Here is a 17,250-nt window from a genome sequence, read left to right on the forward strand (position 1 = left end):
GTTCGACCTTTGCCAACGTTGAAACGCTTTAGCGTTCAGGGAACCGCGGTGGGCAGTGAGCAGGGCATCCAGCTGGACGAGATCTCGATTCTCGCCGAGCCGGACACACTCAGGGCGCTGGGTGTTTTCTTGATCAATGCGGCCAACGAAATGGCGCTCAATGGGCGGGAGCATGTGCACCTGCAAGAGGTGATCGAGGGCTTTTCCCATGAGCGGCATGTGGATTTCATTGCGCTTAACCGGGGGCTGATCCTGCCGGCATAAGGTGGTGCTGCGCGCTGCTCGACCGAGGGGCAGCGCGCAGCTGGCGGGCTACAGGCCGGGAGCCTGTTCGGTCACTTTCAGCTCGAAATCAAAGCCAATGCCGCGCTCGTTGAGGATCTCGCCAATGCGTTTGAAAAACCAATCGACCTGCTCGGGCAGCTCGTGCAAACCCAGGACCCGGATCATCAGCTGCTTGCCGCAGGCATCGGGAATTTCGCGGTAGATCTCCTCACTTTCGATAAAGGTGATGTAGGTGTTGATCTTCTCCTGCAGCAGGAGCAGGTGCTCGCTGTGCGCCGCTTCGTCACCCCATTCGAGAGGGTCGACCATGATCAACAGCAGGCTGTCGGGCGCGGATTTGGGGATTGCCCAGATATCGATGACTGTTGGGTTGGTGATGGACATGGCTGATCCTTCAGGCGGTTGAGGGCGGGATTGTATGCCGTAGCGGCTGGATTCTTCAGTGGGCAGTCGGTTTTTGCCCCGTTCAGGCGCAACCTGGCCGAGCGGTTTTCAAGAGCGGTCGGATCGACGGCAGTGACAAAATGCCATCATCTGCTATGGCTTGTTAGGCCCCCCGGTGGATAGACGCCGGGCACCAGGTGCCATTGCCCCGAAGCATCGAGACGGCGCGGGCCGCGTTATTCGACTTAACTGATGCTCACCCGCCCGGGAGGCGGTTCATGGGCGCAGGAGGACGGAGTGTGGCCTGCAATCCCGACAGGCCTGGATTGACCCGAGTGAGTATCGACGTTGCCGTGCGGGGTGGGCCGCTACCCCAGTCGTCGGCTTGTTTGCAGCTCTCTGACACTCAGTCGATAGCGTGGAATGACAGCAGGGAAGTACCGACCATTCTATTAGAGAGATAAACCATGAACGTCAGGACAATGAATCTTGCACCAAGGTCTGCCGCCTTTTTCTCGCTCATTGTCCTGGTGGTGTTCGCCCTGGGCATGGTCGCGGTGCTGCAAATGGGCAAGCTGCGAGACTCCGAGCAGGATGTCGAGACCAACTGGATGGCCAGCATCCGCGAGATCGGCAAGATGAAGACCGGCATCTTGCGCCTGCGCCTGGAAAGCATCCGCATCACCGTGACCACCGACGAACAACAACGCCAGACCCGCATCGCCTCCTTGAGCGGTTATCGAAGCACCCTGCAGAACACCATCAGCCAGTACGTCCCCCTGATCACCGGGCCGGCGGAGCGTGAGCTGTACCAGGCGGTGGCGACTGATGTACAGGCCTATTTCAAGCTGGTGGACGAGCTGGAGCCGCTGCTGCGCAGCGGTGACAACGCCGCGGCCATCACCTTGATCAACACCCGCATCAGCCCCATGACCAACGCCATGCAGGAGAAGATGGACAAGCTCTCGGACTTCAATGACGAGGGCGCCAGGCAGGCGGGGATCACCGCTTCGTCGGTGTACAACAGCGGCCTGACGCTGGTGCTGGTGTTGATGGGGGTAACGGTGGTGCTCACCGTGGTGCTGGCCACCGTGCTGACCCGCAGCATCACCGCGCCCATCGGCGATGCCCTGGCGGTGGCCGAGCGCATCGCCGGCAGCGACCTGTCCCGGGAGATCGGGGTCAATGGCCGCGATGAAGCCGGTCGCCTGCTGGCCGCCCTGGCCAAGATGCAGAGCAATCTGCGGGAAACCATCGCCCACATCGCCGACTCTTCGACCCAACTGGCCTCGGCCTCGGAAGAAATGACCGCGGTGACCGAAGACGCCAGCCGCGGGCTGGTGCGGCAGAACGATGAAGTCAGCCAGGCAGCCACCGCGGTGACTGAAATGAGCGCCGCGGTGGACGAGGTGGCACGCAACGCCGAAGCGGCCGCGCAGTCGTCCCGCGAGTCCATGGAGTTCACCCGTTCCGGCATCGAGAACGTGGCCCAGACCCTGAAGGCCATCGAAGGCCTGGCCGGCAACGTGGCCAGCACCGGCGAGCAGGTCAAGGCGCTGTCCGGCAGGGCCCAGGACATCAGCAAAGTGGTGGAAGTGATTCGCGCGATTGCCGAGCAGACCAACCTGCTGGCCCTCAACGCCGCCATCGAAGCCGCCCGCGCCGGTGAGCAGGGCCGGGGTTTTGCGGTGGTGGCCGATGAAGTGCGGGCCCTGGCCCACCGCACCCAGCAGTCGACCCAGGAAATCGAGCAGATGATCAGCGCGATCCAGGCCGATTCGACCCAGGCGGTGAGTGCCATGAATGTCAGCGCGGAGATGGCCAACAGCTCGATTTCGGTGGCGCAGAACGCTGATGTGTCGCTCAAACAGATTGCCCAGGCGATCACCCAGATCAATGAGCGCAACCTGCTGATTGCCACCGCCTCGGAAGAGCAGGCCCAGGTGGCGCGCGAGGCGGACCAGAACCTGACCAGCATTCGCGAGCTGTCGATCCAGAGCTCGGCGGGGGCCAGCCAGACGGCCAGTGCCTGTGGGGAGATGGCCAATCTGGCGATTGAGTTGAACCGGCTGGTGGCACGGTTCAAGGTTTGAGCGCGGTTTTTTGCCCTACGGTGGTCTGGTTCCTTCGTAGGAGCTGGCTTGCCAGCGAAGCTCTTCAATGAGGGCGCGGGGTGGGTGACATATCCGTTGCTGCGGCCAGGGCCGCTGGCGGTTTCGCTCTTACAGCGACTCACTTTTGAACAGCGCAAAAGCAAGCAGTTTCCTTATGGCCCTGACCGTCGAAACCTGTAGCCGCTGTCGAGCGCAGCGAGGCTGCGCACGAGGACGCAGTCCTCGCCAAACCTGCCGATGCTTTTCACCTGGCTGCATAGGGTTCTGCGTACATATCCGTTGCTGCGGTTACGGCCACTTATGGTTTCGTTCTTACAGCGAGTCACTTTGGAAAAGCCGGAATGCCGGCCCAGCCCAAAGTCACCAAAGGGCTCCTGCCCCTCCACTCTGTGCCTCGCATAGCGAAGCATGCCCGAACTCCGGCATTGATCCGTGGGTCGCCGCCACAGGCCGTCCCTGTCCGGATGGCGGCTAACCCGGCGTCCTGCCGGGTTACCCACGAATCACTGCCTGCGTTCGGCCATCGTGTCTAAAGGGGCAGGAAGATCAAAAGCCAAAACCAAAACCAGGGCCGGATCAACTCAACATCTGACGGCAGGCGGCCTGAGGGCGATTCTCCAACCTGACGGCGTTCTGCATTGGCCCTGTTCCCCGCTTGAGCCTGTGTTTAGCGCCCGAGCTTTTCCATCGCCGCATCGGCCAGGAAGGACGAGCGGCTCTTGATGTTGTGCTCGCGGACGAAGCGGTCGATCTGCTGAATCACATACCCCGGCAAGGTCACGTTGACCTTCTCGGTCTTGCCCAGGTAAGGCGTGATGTCGATCTCCAGCATGCCCCAGCCCATGCCCGCGAAATCGGGGTGGGTGCGGTGTTTGCTGGTGGGCGAGGGCAGGGGAATGGCCTGCCCGGCTCGGGCCCGTTCTTCGAGCATGACGTGGGCAATCTCGATGGCGGCGCTGTAGGCGGCCTCGAAGGTGTCTCCGGCGGTGACGGCGCCGGGGATGTCGGGAATCTGGATGCCGGTGGCGGTGTGTTCGTCGCCCCACTCGATGCAGATGGGATATTGCACGGGGATTTCCTCAATACAGGTGCGAAGAATGATGGGAGCTAAAGCAGCCCGGCCAGTTTCCTGATGGCCCTGACCGTTCCCCGGGGCAGATCCTTCTTCGGGTGAGGCACTGGAACGGTGTGGGGCCTGTAGGGATGCTGGAACAGATGATGGCTGCCAGTGACTCGCTCCAGCACCCATCCCGCGGCTTCAAGCTCCTTGATCAACTGTCTGCTTTGCACCTCCATCTCCTTGTCGGGGTGAGAGGCGCTTTATAACTCCAGGCGCATGATAACGCAGGTTGAATTGTGTGTCTGGAGTTATGTATCAAGGGGTGTCGTTCAGCAGGGGCCGGTGTGCTGGGCGGTGCCAGGCAACATGAAAGTGCCCTCGGTTTTTCATGGACGTGCCATTGCCGCCACTGCACTATGGCCGCGGATTTTCAGTCACCCATCTCCCCCCGTCGAAGGCCGATCCATCGGCGGGTTCATGCCAAGGAAGTCATCAGATCCATGACCGTCAGCGAACTGCTTGTCGCCATTCGTAAACCCTATGTTGAAACCCTGGCGCGTGTTGCCGCAGAAGGGGCGGCGCATGTCGAGCCCGCGTACCGCAACAGCGATGGTTCGCTGGCGGTTGAAGGGGCCATGGGCACGCCTTGTCGGGTGGATGTGATCGCGGCCGAGAGCGGGGAGCCGGTGCAGGTCGATGCCGAAGCTGAGCTGGGTTTTGAGCCTGTGAGGTTTGCGATCGAGCAGATGGCGGTGGGGATCTTGCCCTTTGGCTGGGACTGGTTGCCGCTGGAGGTGCGGGGCTTGAGCCTGGAACAGGCATGCGAGGTTATTCGGGGGTGGTTCTTTGAGTGGTTCGATGGGGAAGACGAGAATTCGCCGACCGAAGAAGGGCTGCAAGGGGTGGTGCATTTCGTGTCGGACCCGGAGGCCACGGAGGAGGGGTACAGGGTCAAGATTGATCTGGGGTCGGCCCCTGGAGAAGCGGTGGAGAGGTTGTTGTTTGCGTTGGCGGATGCTGGCGCCAGCGGAGCTTTCCTCGGGTAAAGAAGGTCGACCTTCTGTAGCCGCTGCCACAGGCTGCGAACGTCTCCGAAGGAGACGCCAAACCTGGCGCCACAACCCACCTGATGTACTGCGCCCCCGACCTCAGGCGCAGCCTGCGGCAGCGGCTACAAGAGACGGGGGCATATCCATTTCAACGTTGCCAGCAGGCCGCGAAACGCTTGCACACCTCAAAGCGCTGATCCAGATCGGCCATGCGTGCCTGATGTGCGCTCAGTGTTTCCTTCAGCAGTGCTTGCTGGGCTCGGTAGTAGTACTCCAGCATTTCATTATTGGTCGACATCGCCTTGCTACGGTCGGCCGCTTCGCTGTTGGGCAAAAGTTCCTTGATCGCCGGGGTGTCGAGCAGGCCCAGACGGTTGGTGTAGTAATCCTTGTACAACTGCAATGAACGGGCCTTGGTGCCCCTCATCTCATTGGAGAACTGCTCCAGGTTCTGCTGATATTCAGTCCAATAGGCATCGGGCAGGCTGAAGTCGAGGCGCTGTTTGCGTTCCGCTATGGATCTGTCGAGCAGTGTTTTCTGGACCGAAGGGGAATCCTCGGCGTCGGGCTGCATTTTCGCGATGACACTCGCGTCGACGATCTGCGCGATCAGCGCTGCACGCTCCGCTGACTGCGGTTGTGCTTCGGTGGGCTTGGGGAAAATAGGGTTGTGGCCGGCGCAGGCGGGCAGGCCTTTGTTGGTCAGCACGATCGGCGAACGCACAGTCTTGCCATCGATCTGGCGCAGACGGCTAAGGGTGACTTGGCAAGTGCGACTTACTTGGCGGAAGTCCGCTTCGTATCCACTTGCGCAGCGTCATCGCGGCGAGGATCAAGAGGTGCTGGCCGAGCGTCATGCGCTGTAGCAGCAAGTCCTTTATCAACCTGCGCATCGTTGGTCAGGTGCGACGCGCAATGGGCAGCCCATCGGCGTCGTCACACTCAATCCAGAACGGAAGTAACAGGCCCTGAAAACAGTGACATGACAATACGACTGACGTAATAACAAACTTGCAAGGCGCTGGTGGCGAGTGTAGAAGGTGGAAAAATTTCAGGAAGTGCCGAAGTATATTTAAAAAATAAATAGTAGATGGAGATGATGATGGCTGAAGGGAATCAGGCTATTGGGGAAGTGTGGGCGTTATTTGTTGGTGGTAGTGGCGGGCGCGGAACTAATGATCGTCTTGGTTGCCCCCGTTTACTTGCCGATCAGCACGGCATGAGTGCTCTCTGTTACGCCCGTGTGTACAGGGTGGCGTATGCGTGAGTTCATGACATTCGATGCGGCGGAACCTGCTTTAGTTGCCCGTAGGCGCACCGCCCGTGCGTTGTGTTCCTCCATCAGCAATAACCCTGATGGTCGGGAGCCGCTTTATAAACTCCTTTTCGGATCAGTGGGTGAGGGGTTTGAACAGTGGGGCAATTTCTTTTGTGAGTTTGGTTCGAACATAAACATTGGTGATGGTGTTTTTATTAATGCCAATGGGGTGTTCCTCGATGCGTTTGAAATAAACATCGGGAACCGGGTGTTTATCGGGCCTCATGTCGGTATTTATACCTCTAACCATGCCAAGGATCTTGAGCAGCGGCGTCGTTATATAGAATCGGGTGCACCTGTAGTCATTGAAGATGATGTATGGATTGGCGGCGGCGCAACAATCTTGCCGGGCGTCACAGTGGGTAAAGGGTCAATTATCGGTGCGGGTGCTGTCGTGGCAAAGTCGGTTCCGCCACACAGTAAAGTGCTGGGCGCTGGTTCTCAGGTTTATCCGATCTAATCAATAGAGGGCATAAAGGGATGTTTGTCTATCAGTCACGCGTGAAAGATCAAATTGTTGGCTCTGTTAAAGATGTCAGTGTTCATGCAGAGGGTGGCATCTACACGGATGCGATTTCGGGCATGTTTAACGTACCGTTCGGGTATTCGTGCGACCCCATCAAGCAGCATATTTCCAAAACGTTGACGGATCTGCCTTTCCACCCCAAGGATCATTTCTATTCGTCCGAGCTGTTTGAAACTTCAGAGCTGCTGCTCAAACGCGCCAAGATGGAAGATGGCGGCTTGCTGTATGTCAACAGCGGCTCGGAAGCCATCGAGTCGTCGATTGCCATGGCCTTGGAATATCACCAGCGCAAAGGCAATACGTTCAAGAAGAAAGTGATCTGCCGCAAGCACTCCTATCACGGCGCCACCTTGGGGGCCCACAGTATTACCGGCAGGAACGATTTCAAGGACCTGCGTTGCAGCGGTTACGACACGATTCGGATCAACCCGCCATTCCCTGTCGTTCACGAAGGTCAGGCGTTGGAAATGCACAGCGTGGCGGATGTGGAGAATATTATTCTTCATTATGGTGCGGAGCAGATCGCTTGCATTATTTTCGAGCCGGTCAACCATTTGAAAGGGATGCGGCAAACTCCCGGCGAGTACCTGATCGGTATTCGTGAACTGTGTGACCGTTACGATATTGTGATGATTACCGATGAAATCGTGACCGGCGCCTCTCGAACCGGAGAGTTCTTGAATACCCATCAGTTTGGGGTTTCTGCCGATATCGTCGCGCTCGGGAAAGGCATCAGCGGTGGTTATTACCCGGCATCCGCTATGGCGACATCCCATAAAATCGCTTCGGTGTTTGACAAGCCAGAGCCGTGGATCCCGTTTTCCTATTCGCATACCTATGCAAGCAACCCGGTTTCGATCGCGGCCATCAATGCGTCGATGCGCGTGCTGGAACAGATAGAGGCCGCAGGGCAGCTACAAAAACTCATTACAAAGACTCAGGCGCTGTGTCAGGAAATCGCCGGGAATGAGCGGATCGCCCGCATTGAATCCCACGGCTTGCTGATCGGCATAACCCTGGACTCAAGCCTTGGGGAGCAGGCAGGCAAGAAGTTGGGTGGGCTGTGCTTTGAAAGGAAGTTGATTATCCGAGGTGAGGAAGATTGGGCTTGCCTGGCGCCCGCCTACATCATGTCAGAAGAAACGCTAAGTGACGTGTTCGAGGTGTTGAATGAATCAATTAGTCAGTTATGACCTCGAGCCAGTTGCCAGCCTGTTGACGCCGTTACATGGCATTCGTCAAAGCGTGCATAAACGGAAGGCGTACCTGACGGCCGATGAGTATGTGCGTGCCAATGAGGAAGTTGAAGTCGGTATTGCCGAGGCGTCGAAGTGCCAGACGATCAACGAACTGTCGGTAGCCATCGCCAGACAATTTACGCCTTTCTATTCAGACGTCAGGGTCTGCCTGGAGCGGATTCATGAAATTGCCGGTTACGGAACCCTGGCATCTTGCCTGTCGTCACTGAACATTGCCGAAGCACTGTTTGCATTGGAGCTCTGCAATGCGGCAGGGGTGGCCAATCAGGATCTGGTGATTGGCAGGGGGCATATTGCGCCATTGTTTTATGCTTATCGTCATGTGCTCAACGGTATGCCTTTGGCTTTTTTGGCTGCGGTTCACGACAAGATTCCGGCTGTTGTCAATAAACACTACGGTTTTGCCTACAGCATGCGGCATAGCCTGGGCGAGGGAGTGGGCATTGCGTTGGGGCGGGCCAATACCAATCGTGATGCACGTGTTATCTGTGTGGCGGGTGACGGTGAGTTGAACGAAGGGGTGTCTTTCGAGGCGATTCGCCTGATTGGCGAACTTGAGGTCAAGAACCTGACGTTGATAGTGGACAACAATGGCAGAGGGATTGACCCACTTCCCGGGAAGTTGAGGCCGGAGTATTTGGCCGCCTACTTCTCTGATGTTTATGAAGTGGATGGACACGACACCCAGGCGATCAGTGAACACATTCGCCAGGCAGAGAAGGACCATCGCTCGGCCGCGATCATCTGTCATACCGAAAAAGGCGTTCACTCCTTCAAACGTGCCAGCCATCAGAGTTTGATGACGTCAACGGACGATCAGCAGAAGAATGATCTGAGGAAAGCTTCCAGTTGCAGTCGAACGGCCGACATTATCGAAGAAGTTCGCTCAGGGGCACCTGTCCATGTATTCACCGCGGATCTGGCCGCTCGGTTTGGCCTTAAGTCATTGTCCGGTTATTGCAACACTGGCCTGGCCGAGTCAGCGTTGCTGACCTGCGCGATGGGGTGCCCGGATGATGAACTGAAGTTTGTCCTGACCGATGACAAGTATTACCTCAACGCGATAGATGTACTGCACTCTGCTTTGATTGCCTGTCGTAATTTGCATGTCATTGGCGCTCGGAAGAACGGTGTGTGGGGCGGCGCTACGTACGCCTCAACCGTATTCAGCTTGCTGACGGAAGAAACCGTATACGAACTGACAGACCCTCTCGATCTGTTGGCCTGTATTCATCGGCAGAAAGCACAGGGTGGAAACGGCCTGTACTTAATGTACGACCAGCCCATGGAAAGAGTGTGTGCCCTGAGAGAGAAGTACCGGAAGCTGTCTGAAGATATCTATATTTTTCAGCCCGAGTTTGCCGCCGGTTCATTGATAGTGTCATCGGAGTCGATGGCGTATGAAGCCTTTCAGGTCGCCACGACAAAAAGATGCACGCATATCCGGTTCCTGTCCGTTCGGCCGGATCTTGAGTTGGTTAAACAGATGCTGAGCCAATGTGCCGAAATTATTGTCGTAGAACATAACAGTGGTCGCTTCAACCTGGCTGAATACATTGAGTCCAGGTTGCTGGTTCGAGTTCGCAAGGTCTTCAGTGATGCCTACGAGTGGCCAACAACCGAGACTTTCCAGGCAAATGTTGCACCTCGAGCACTGGGTGCATTGTTGGCTGATCCGCCGTACGCATTAGTTAATTAGACTTCACACGTTTAAATGCAGTTTCAACTACTTATTGGTTTTCTGAGCCCTGTATAGGGTTCGGCGGGCTTTCTATGGATTCAGGAGCAGTGGTTTATGACGCAGGGAAATAAAGCGCAAGGCAAGTTGTCCGGTAAAACCATGATCGTCGTGGGCGGTGCCAGAGGCATCGGCTCCGCGATTGTTGAAGTACTGGCCAAAGAAGGTGTTCATGTCTACATCTTTGATACCGACCGGACACCCAATGCAATCAACCACTATCAAACTCAGGATGTCAGTGGTTATCAGGCGGCTCGCACGCTGGCGGCGGATCTGGTGGAGCAAGGGCTTTCGGTAAAGGCCATTGCGGTCGACGCAACGTCTGAAGCCCAGGTCATAGAAGCCGTAGGTGGCGTTGTCCATGAGTCAGAGCACTTTTACGGCCTGGTCAACGCCATTGGCAGCAGCCATCTGATCAACACGGTTGAATCATCGCTGAGCGAGTTTGACGCGATCGTGCAAACCAACCTTACAGCACCTTACTTGACGTCGCGTGAGGCTGCCCGCGCACTGATCCAGAGAGGCAAGGGCGGCGCGATCCTGAACATCAGCTCCATTGCCGCAAAAGTCGCCTTTCCTGGAATATCTTCCTACTGCGCCGCGAAAGCCGGGTTGCAGGGCTTCTCTGGCGCCTTGGCGCTGGAGTTGGCCACTCACAATATCCGGGTCAACTGCGTTTGCCCCGGCATCGTCAAAACCAATATGTGGAAGTACCTGGAGAACCGCCTCATCGAGCCTAACGAGTCGCTGGATGACTTGTGGGCTCGCATGGAGGGCCTGATCCCGCTGGGTCGTACACAGATCCCGGAAAACATTGCCCGGTTCTGTCTGGCGGTGCTTGAGAACGAAGACATCACGGCTCAATCCCTGTCGGTCGATGGCGGAATGAACCTGTATGGATGACACCGTTGGCACTACGCCTCTTTTGCGCAAAGACCCGAACACCGTACTGAGGATCAGTGATCGTGTGTTCGCTGCCGAGCATTGCGCGCAGCTGCGTTATGTAGCGCCGGTTCTGAAACTGCGAAGCGAACCCGGTAGTGATTCGTTCAATATTCCAGGGCTTCATACGGTGGACAGCTTGGGCACTTTGCTCACGTCGGTGACGGGAGAGTTTGCCCTTGGCGCTGACATCAAGTTATTCAGCCTGGCCAAGTTTGATGCTGCAGGGCTCTTTCTTCACGTCGGGCTGCACAAGCTGAAGTTCGGTGTTGAAGAGTACGGCAGCAACAAGAAGATCGTATCGGTGCATTCATCGCCCTATAGCGATGAAGTCAATGGCATCGAGGTAAACGATGAGCCTGTGCGGCTGTTCATTTCGCGAAGTGGGGATGTTTTCTCGTGTTATCTGAGTGGCTCTGAGGGTGCCGTGGTTTTTCATCGGGCGTTCTATGTGAGCAACTGCCCGGATGAAGTGCGCGTCGGGTTTAGTGTGCAGTCGCCCTTTTCCGAGGGAGCGGTCGGGGAGTTTTCCCGGATTGAAATATCCTCACAGTCCATGGGACTCATCAGAGAGTGAGCAGGTATGACGAGCAAAGACACCTGGTTGATAGTTTCTGATTTTGACGAGACGTTCATGCCGGTCTTGTCATCTCGAGAGGCGGATGCCGGGATAGACAAACTGGAAAGCTGTTTGAATCAACTGAAACGCAAGCACCACCTGTTGTTTGGCTGGGCCACGGGAAACAGTCAAGCGGTGGTCCTGGACAAGATGAAGAGATACCCCGAGTTTCCCTGGGACTTTGCACTGACCAGTCTGGGAACCGAGTTGTACTGGAATCACCCGGACAGTGTTCTGGAGGATGAGGGTTGGCCGTTACAAGGCGCAGGCACCTTTCCAGAGCGGGTCATAAGGCTGAGCACCCTGTTCGAGCAAGAGGGTATTGAGTTGACGTTGCAGTCGGAGGCTTTCCAGCAAAAACGCATTCGGGGTTATTACTTGAAGGCCGATGGCAATGAAGCGATCGCCATCGAGCAGATCCATAGACTCTGTTTGCAGGTGGGTCTTGAGGCCTCAATTACCTACGCCAGTGCCGCCGCCGGCGACCCTGAGAATGTCTACGATGTAGCCATCATGCACCCGGGGTGCGGAAAGAAGCAGGGGGTCGATTTCATCGTCAAGAAACATGAGATTTCCCCCGCCAGAGTCATCTCGTTCGGGGACAGTTGTAATGACATCGAGATGTTGAAGGCCTGTTCACATGGTTACCTGGTGGGCAACGCTTCGCATGAGGCCAGGCAGGCGTTTGATCGTGTTGTTGAGGGTTTTTATTGTCACGGTATCGTTGATGGTCTTCAACGGCATTTTTGAACTGGGATAGGCATCTACATGGACAGTACAGGGCACACTGAGCATCACAGTGATAAACAGATATTTGATATCTACTTCGGGTTTATCAATACCTACACCTTGTTTTTTGCGGATGAAGTAAAACTGTTTGATCTGCTTGAAGGCAAAGCGCTGAGGCTGGGGGAAATCGGCTCGGCATTGGAACTGGCACCTCGGGCGGCACAGGCGCTTGTGGCTATGTGCACCAGTCAGGGGCTGCTTGAGAAGAGTGGGGAGTGCTATGGCCTGACGTCTTTGGCGCAAGCGTTTCTGACCCGAAAATCGGAGACCTCGTTCAGTGGGGTCCTGCAATCCGCACGCCACAAAGAAGATGCGTTCTCTTATGCATTCTTCAAAGAGTCGATGCTCAGTGGAGAGTCCGGGTTGTTCGGTAAGACTGATCTGTTTGAGAACAATGCGCAGGACCAGTTACACAGCGAAATTTTCACCAAGGCGATGCACAGTAAAAGCAAAGGACCGGCTCGGGCCTGGTCGGGTCGGATTGATCTGTCCGGGTATAGCTGTCTTCTGGATGTGGGCGGTGGTTCGGGTGTTCACTCTATTTGTGCGCTGGAGAAATGGCCTGAACTGAATGCCGTGATCTTTGATCTTCCCTATGTCTGCGATATTGCCGATACCTACGTCGAGCAGTACCGGATGGCGGGGCGCATCACAACCCATAAAGGAGACATCTGGGCGTCTGAGTATCCAGCCGCCGATGTGCATCTTTACAGTGATATTTTTCATGATTGGCCGCTGGACAAGTGTCTGTTTCTGGCCAAAAAGAGTTTTGATGCACTGCCCAGCGGCGGCCGTATCATTCTTCATGAGATGTTTTTTAATAAAGACAAGACCGGCCCACATAATGTCGCGGCTTATAACGCGAACATGTTGCTGTGGACCCAGGGTCAGCAATTGTCAGAGACCGAAATAAGGGAGCTGCTGACGATCGCCGGTTTTCGCGATATTACAGTTTCCCGCACGCAATACGGTGACTGGAGCCTGGCAACCGGAATCAAGTATTAAGGTTGCTGACAACCAATGCCCTATGAGGGCGTTCTGATTGCACAGTGTGAACTCAAGGTCCGGCGCATTCGCCCCGGACTTCACTTGTGTCTTCTTGCGGGAGATTAAAGTGATCCCAGTACGTTACCGTATTCTTTGTATTTACTCCGGCATGCTGGCGTTGACCCAGTATGAGTGGATGCGCTTTGCGCCTATCACGGATCAGGTGTCCACCCAGTACGGTATTACTTATGGGGAAGTCGGTTCATTGTCTTTGGCTGTGACGGCACTTGCATTACCGCTGGCACTTCCCAGTGGTGGCCTGATTGACCGGATATCGGTGCAAACAGCCTTGCGTATCACCGCCATTGCCATGTTGTTGGCGGCATTGATCCGGGTGTTACAACCCCATTATGAATACCTGCTTGCCGGCCAACTGTTGTTCGGGTTTGTTCAACCCTTGACCATGTCGTTGCTCGTCAAGTTGATGATCACCTGGTTTTCTGAAGATGAACATGTGCGGGTCACGACGCTGTTCAGTACGGTGATTTTCCTGGGTATAGGCTCCGCGTTCATGATTGTCCCGTTGACGGAGGAGGGGAACGTCAGCAGTTCGTTGTTGATTGACGTCGCGATCCTGGGGCTGATTGCGCTATTGACCTTCATTTATGTCCCGCGAGATGGCCCTCTTGTGCAAACAACGTCCGCCCCGACCAAGTCCGGCGGCCGTTTACTGGCGGAGGGTGTCGATTTATTGCGCACGGCTCCGTTCATGGCTGTTTTGCTGATGATTTTTTTAACCAACGGCTATTTCTCCGCCATTACGACATGGCTGGAGCCGATCCTGTTGCGTCAGGGGATCGATGCCCAGGTTTCAGGATTTATCGTTGTTCTGATGTTGGCCGGTGGTATCGCGGGTATGACGTTCATGCCTTTACTGGTGCGCAGCGGTGCAAGCGTGGGGGGCATTCTGTCCGGGGTTTCATTGTTGGCAGGGGGAGGCACGGTACTGCTTTTCACCTCGGGTTCCCCTTGGATATTGAGTCTGGCAGGGATCGTGATCGGTGCCGCGCTGTTATCTCCGTTGCCTCTTCTGCTGCAACTGATAGCCGACACTGCCGGACTCTCCAGGTCGGGGACGGCGACCTCAATTTTCTGGTTAGTCGGCAATATTGGCGCCACGATAATGATCGCGACGTTGGGGGTTATCGCCGACCATGGTGACTGGGGAATGGCAGCGGTATTGCTGTGCCTGGTTCTGGTCGTCCAGATAACGATTTCTCTCATGGGCTTTCGAATGGTCGGCGCTAGCACTACCTGACAGCGAGCAGTCGAGGAACATTGCTTTGAATTAACGGGAACATCAGTGTTCACGCCTCGTCTCTCTAGCGTGTGGGTGACGGCGGCCTGTTGGCCGGTCTGGAGCCTGGGGCTGTGTGGGGTGTGTTGAGGGTCTTTATCGTTCCAGTTTTTCCATCGCCGCATCCGCCAGAAAAGACGACCGGCACTTGATGTTGTGCTCGCGGACGAAGCGGTCGATCTGCTGGATCACATAACCCGGCAAGGTCACGTTGACCTTCTCGGTCTTGCCCAGGTAATGCGCGATATCGATATCCAGCATGCCCCAGCCATGCCGGCGAAATCGGGATGAGGGATGTGCCTGGGCGTTTGGGGTACATATCCGTTGCTGCGGGTGCGGCCGCTTAGGGTTCCGCTCTTACAGCGGGTCACTTTGGATGGAGCCCAAAGTAACCAAAGGCTCTCTGCCCCCGCATCCGGCGCCTCGCCTAGGCTCGGCGTTCCCTCACTTCGGCATTGCTCCGGGGGCACGCCGCCACAGGCCATCCATGGCCTGATGGCGGCTAGCTCGGCATCCATGCCGAGCTGCCCCCTACGCAACGCCTACGTTCGGCCTTCTGGAGGGGGCAGGAAGATCAAGATCAAAAGCCAGATCAAAAGCCAAAGCAAGATCAAAGGCCGGGGCAAAGCCAAGCGCGTTTTACGCGCTTCTTGAGTTCAATGGCCTTCAGGCCTCTTGCGCTGTTCGCCACTGAATCACCTCCAGCACCGCGCAACCCTCCCGTGTGAGCAGATGCACCCCTCGGGTGACCCGCGTCAGGTCGCAGTCGGCAATGTCTTTCAGGTTAAGCGTGGACAGCGTGTCCATCAGATCCCGCACCACGGTGAAACGATGGGCCGCACTGCTGGCCAGATCGCTCAGAGAGGCTTGGGTGTCGAGGTAGAAAACGGCTTGGTTGGCGTCGTGGGTGTCGACGGGGGAGAAGCGGGAAATCGATTGATCGTCCATGGTCGTTACTCGTTGTAGAGCTTCCACCGTTTGCGGCCAAGCAAATGGAGGGTGGCAGCTGTGCGAGGGTTGGCCGACCGGCTACAACGACACCGGCACACCCGAAGGTGTCCCGCACACAGCCGCCATAACACAGAATCGCAGGCACAAAAAAAGCGTCTGCAATGGTGTTTTGGACGCTGATGCGTCGTTGCAATTCGACCGGCCAAGGTCGTTCGCGGATTTTGCCGCGAGGGCGAACTATAGGGGGGGCGCTTGAGCGGTGCAACTATTTATTGTGGGGATGTTTGAGTGGGTGTGTCGTGGTGGTAGTGGTTGATGCAGATATGTACTTAAGTCTTGAATCGCCCCTTGCTTTTGTTGAAGGTTAGCTTACAGCCAAAAGCAGACGTTCGATCAAGGGCTATTTTCAGCCGGTGGAGGACGTTCGCGACTGACCTCTATCTGCTCAAAGAGGTCAGTCGCACAGAAATACTTGACCAACGTAACTAGATGTCCAAGATATTACTTTCGCCCACCTCTTGAACTTGTACGTCTCGCCTTAGGGGCGGTGTCATCCGAGGATGGAGGAATAGTTTCGATGAGGTTGAGTTTGTTTTTATCAGCGATCCTCATAAATTCACTAACAAATTTGTAAAGCATGTCAGTTTCCACAGTACTAACGGGTTCCTCTACGATCGTGCCACTATGCTCTGCGTCTCGTATGATTCCTGCCGACTTGAGCCTAAACTGACATACTGCACCTGGAACGATTTCCATCGACAGAACCTTGGGAAGTAGTTTTGGTAGTTCTTGAAAGGCTTTCTCATTATCCAGCGAATCAAGCCACCGGTATTCAGCCCAAGAAATATCGCAAGGAGAAATTTCCTCCCAAGAAAAACTACTTTTAAGTGATTTTTCAATACCTTTAACCGCCCGGGCCCAAGCGTGGTCCCAAGAAGCTGGCCCACATAGTGCAGCGATTAAGCCGAACCAAACATAAATTGAAGGATGCTTTCTCACAATATCTTTTAATAGGAAAGCATGAGAAGTACCCCGTCCCACCAAGAAGGCAGCTAATGCGATTTCCAACTCTGCCTGACTATCATGGCCTCGTGAACCTCCTAATCGAACTGACCAGTTTTTCGCGAAATTTCTAAAAGCCATAACACGGTTTTCGGCGGAGTCACTTAATAATCCCATGTAATCTGTTATCGAAACTCTATTGCTAAATAAATCCTTATTTTCTGGGTGGATTTTTTGAAGAAGCTGCTCGGCTCCAGCGTGATCGTCCCATGCCATACCAACTCGCTCCCAGAGCGGCTGTAGGGATTTAATATGAATTAAACGATCAACAAATCTCCGGTCCGATGATAAAAAATCTAAGCGATTAATGCACTCCTGTGTTACGGAATCGTCCTTGTGAGCAATCGACGCTCTTGCCACCGAAAAACTGTATGTGGCAGTAGCTCGCGATAGCGGGATCGATGTAACCGAACTATCTCCGTCACTTTGCGCTAACATTTCTCCAAGTACTACGGATGGCCATCGATCTGGACGCTGCCAATAGAGCTTGCCCCGACCTACGGAGTTTTTTATAGAATTATAATCAGCTCGACTAACTACTCGGCCAAACTGGCTTAAGGGAAAAGTTTCTGGAGCATAGGTTTTGAGCCACGCAAATAATTCAAAGCTTTTTTCTGGCGGTAAAATAACTAGATAAGGGGATGAGTAGTCGTGTTCGAAGCTTTGATTGGGATACCCAAGAATCGCTCCCAACCCGATAGCCTTCACTGCCTCAATAGAGTGCTTAGGGATGTGTGAATTATCCAGCATTGAAAACAATGCGTCCGGCAAATCATCCCGCGAGGAAAATACGAACTTTAACTCTGTCAT

General features: G+C 55.4%; 17 protein-coding genes and 1 pseudogene. 11 read left to right on the forward strand and 7 right to left on the reverse strand.

What is annotated here, in order from left to right; genetic code table 11:
• The first annotated feature begins 48 nt into the window (after nucleotides 1–48).
• Entirely contained in the window at nucleotides 49–264 is a 216-nt protein-coding gene (locus tag J5M73_RS28160) for a hypothetical protein (RefSeq protein WP_207816637.1), read from the forward strand.
• Nucleotides 265–312: 48 nt separating this feature from the next.
• On the opposite strand, the gene J5M73_RS28165 is transcribed toward J5M73_RS28160, so the two are convergent.
• The gene (locus tag J5M73_RS28165) at nucleotides 313–669 is read right to left on the reverse strand and encodes a DUF6572 domain-containing protein (RefSeq protein ID WP_207816638.1); all 357 of its coding nucleotides are present in this window, start codon (nucleotides 667–669) and stop codon (nucleotides 313–315) included.
• A gap of 467 nt (nucleotides 670–1,136) precedes the next feature.
• Here J5M73_RS28165 and J5M73_RS28170 point away from each other — a divergent pair, with 467 nt between their 5' ends.
• Nucleotides 1,137–2,762, forward strand: coding sequence for a methyl-accepting chemotaxis protein (locus J5M73_RS28170; protein WP_060838487.1), 1,626 nt, complete (start codon nucleotides 1,137–1,139; stop codon nucleotides 2,760–2,762).
• Between the two features lie 688 nt (nucleotides 2,763–3,450).
• On the opposite strand, the gene J5M73_RS28175 is transcribed toward J5M73_RS28170, so the two are convergent.
• Both J5M73_RS28175 and J5M73_RS28180 read right to left on the reverse strand, forming a co-directional pair.
• Nucleotides 3,451–3,852 (reverse strand): type II toxin-antitoxin system HicB family antitoxin, encoded by a 402-nt coding sequence (locus J5M73_RS28175; protein ID WP_060838488.1) that lies wholly within the window; start codon nucleotides 3,850–3,852, stop codon nucleotides 3,451–3,453.
• Nucleotides 3,853–3,890: 38 nt separating this feature from the next.
• The gene (locus J5M73_RS28180) at nucleotides 3,891–4,073 is read right to left on the reverse strand and encodes a type II toxin-antitoxin system HicA family toxin (RefSeq protein WP_042942436.1); all 183 of its coding nucleotides are present in this window, start codon (nucleotides 4,071–4,073) and stop codon (nucleotides 3,891–3,893) included.
• A 270-nt stretch (nucleotides 4,074–4,343) separates the two neighbouring features.
• On the opposite strand from J5M73_RS28180, the gene J5M73_RS28185 reads away from it, so the two are divergent.
• The gene (locus tag J5M73_RS28185; RefSeq protein ID WP_207816639.1) at nucleotides 4,344–4,889 is read left to right on the forward strand and encodes a hypothetical protein; all 546 of its coding nucleotides are present in this window, start codon (nucleotides 4,344–4,346) and stop codon (nucleotides 4,887–4,889) included.
• 151 nt (nucleotides 4,890–5,040) lie between these two features.
• Here the strand turns inward: J5M73_RS28185 and J5M73_RS28190 are convergent, their stop codons facing one another.
• Nucleotides 5,041–5,616, reverse strand: coding sequence for a hypothetical protein (locus J5M73_RS28190; protein ID WP_207816641.1), 576 nt, complete (start codon nucleotides 5,614–5,616; stop codon nucleotides 5,041–5,043).
• Between the two features lie 535 nt (nucleotides 5,617–6,151).
• Here J5M73_RS28190 and J5M73_RS28195 point away from each other — a divergent pair.
• From J5M73_RS28195 to J5M73_RS28230, 8 genes are all read left to right on the forward strand, one after another.
• On the forward strand, nucleotides 6,152–6,670 hold the full coding sequence (locus J5M73_RS28195; protein WP_080966932.1) for a sugar O-acetyltransferase: 519 nt from the start codon (nucleotides 6,152–6,154) through the stop codon (nucleotides 6,668–6,670).
• Between the two features lie 20 nt (nucleotides 6,671–6,690).
• Nucleotides 6,691–7,929, forward strand: coding sequence for an aminotransferase class III-fold pyridoxal phosphate-dependent enzyme (locus J5M73_RS28200; RefSeq protein ID WP_041117182.1), 1,239 nt, complete (start codon nucleotides 6,691–6,693; stop codon nucleotides 7,927–7,929).
• Nucleotides 7,907–9,694: a 1-deoxy-D-xylulose-5-phosphate synthase N-terminal domain-containing protein gene (locus J5M73_RS28205; RefSeq protein ID WP_243433966.1), complete on the forward strand. Its 1,788-nt coding sequence runs from the start codon at nucleotides 7,907–7,909 to the stop codon at nucleotides 9,692–9,694. The genes J5M73_RS28200 and J5M73_RS28205 overlap by 23 nt, the downstream gene beginning before the upstream one ends.
• Before the next feature lie 96 nt (nucleotides 9,695–9,790).
• A complete protein-coding gene (locus tag J5M73_RS28210) occupies nucleotides 9,791–10,636 on the forward strand; it encodes an SDR family NAD(P)-dependent oxidoreductase (RefSeq protein ID WP_047336269.1) in 846 nt (281 codons plus the stop codon).
• Nucleotides 10,629–11,252, forward strand: a complete 624-nt coding sequence (locus J5M73_RS28215; protein WP_207816643.1) for a DUF1349 domain-containing protein — start codon at nucleotides 10,629–10,631, stop codon at nucleotides 11,250–11,252. Before J5M73_RS28210 ends, J5M73_RS28215 begins: the two co-directional genes overlap by 8 nt.
• A gap of 6 nt (nucleotides 11,253–11,258) precedes the next feature.
• The gene (locus J5M73_RS28220; protein WP_115582030.1) at nucleotides 11,259–12,044 is read left to right on the forward strand and encodes an HAD-IIB family hydrolase; all 786 of its coding nucleotides are present in this window, start codon (nucleotides 11,259–11,261) and stop codon (nucleotides 12,042–12,044) included.
• Nucleotides 12,045–12,062: 18 nt separating this feature from the next.
• Nucleotides 12,063–13,088 (forward strand): methyltransferase, encoded by a 1,026-nt coding sequence (locus J5M73_RS28225; protein WP_207816645.1) that lies wholly within the window; start codon nucleotides 12,063–12,065, stop codon nucleotides 13,086–13,088.
• Nucleotides 13,089–13,197: 109 nt separating this feature from the next.
• On the forward strand, nucleotides 13,198–14,388 hold the full coding sequence (locus tag J5M73_RS28230; RefSeq protein WP_347709996.1) for an MFS transporter: 1,191 nt from the start codon (nucleotides 13,198–13,200) through the stop codon (nucleotides 14,386–14,388).
• A gap of 135 nt (nucleotides 14,389–14,523) precedes the next feature.
• Here J5M73_RS28230 and J5M73_RS28235 read toward each other — a convergent pair.
• From J5M73_RS28235 to J5M73_RS28245, 3 genes and pseudogenes are all read right to left on the reverse strand, one after another.
• Nucleotides 14,524–14,697: pseudogene (locus tag J5M73_RS28235) on the reverse strand (type II toxin-antitoxin system HicB family antitoxin); the annotation flags it as partial.
• 396 nt (nucleotides 14,698–15,093) lie between these two features.
• Nucleotides 15,094–15,375: a hypothetical protein gene (locus J5M73_RS28240; RefSeq protein ID WP_060843057.1), complete on the reverse strand. Its 282-nt coding sequence runs from the start codon at nucleotides 15,373–15,375 to the stop codon at nucleotides 15,094–15,096.
• A gap of 504 nt (nucleotides 15,376–15,879) precedes the next feature.
• The gene (locus J5M73_RS28245; RefSeq protein WP_207816647.1) at nucleotides 15,880–17,250 is read right to left on the reverse strand and encodes a hypothetical protein; all 1,371 of its coding nucleotides are present in this window, start codon (nucleotides 17,248–17,250) and stop codon (nucleotides 15,880–15,882) included.

The organism is Pseudomonas sp. 50_B, assembly GCF_017491625.1.
Taxonomy (GTDB): Bacteria; Pseudomonadota; Gammaproteobacteria; order Pseudomonadales; family Pseudomonadaceae; genus Aquipseudomonas; species Aquipseudomonas danubii.

What these genes read in the sequence shown, in the direction of transcription:
- J5M73_RS28165 (WP_207816638.1), bottom strand. Translation starts at nt 669, where the DNA reads ATGTCCATCACCAACCCAACAGTCATCGATATCTGGGCAATCCCCAAA.
- J5M73_RS28170 (WP_060838487.1), top strand. Translation starts at nt 1,137, where the DNA reads ATGAACGTCAGGACAATGAATCTTGCACCAAGGTCTGCCGCCTTTTTC.
- J5M73_RS28185 (WP_207816639.1), top strand. Translation starts at nt 4,344, where the DNA reads ATGACCGTCAGCGAACTGCTTGTCGCCATTCGTAAACCCTATGTTGAA.
- J5M73_RS28195 (WP_080966932.1), top strand. Translation starts at nt 6,152, where the DNA reads ATGCGTGAGTTCATGACATTCGATGCGGCGGAACCTGCTTTAGTTGCC.
- J5M73_RS28200 (WP_041117182.1), top strand. Translation starts at nt 6,691, where the DNA reads ATGTTTGTCTATCAGTCACGCGTGAAAGATCAAATTGTTGGCTCTGTT.
- J5M73_RS28205 (WP_243433966.1), top strand. Translation starts at nt 7,907, where the DNA reads ATGAATCAATTAGTCAGTTATGACCTCGAGCCAGTTGCCAGCCTGTTG.
- J5M73_RS28210 (WP_047336269.1), top strand. Translation starts at nt 9,791, where the DNA reads ATGACGCAGGGAAATAAAGCGCAAGGCAAGTTGTCCGGTAAAACCATG.
- J5M73_RS28215 (WP_207816643.1), top strand. Translation starts at nt 10,629, where the DNA reads ATGGATGACACCGTTGGCACTACGCCTCTTTTGCGCAAAGACCCGAAC.
- J5M73_RS28220 (WP_115582030.1), top strand. Translation starts at nt 11,259, where the DNA reads ATGACGAGCAAAGACACCTGGTTGATAGTTTCTGATTTTGACGAGACG.
- J5M73_RS28225 (WP_207816645.1), top strand. Translation starts at nt 12,063, where the DNA reads ATGGACAGTACAGGGCACACTGAGCATCACAGTGATAAACAGATATTT.
- J5M73_RS28240 (WP_060843057.1), bottom strand. Translation starts at nt 15,375, where the DNA reads ATGGACGATCAATCGATTTCCCGCTTCTCCCCCGTCGACACCCACGAC.
- J5M73_RS28245 (WP_207816647.1), bottom strand. Translation starts at nt 17,250, where the DNA reads ATGACAGAGTTAAAGTTCGTATTTTCCTCGCGGGATGATTTGCCGGAC.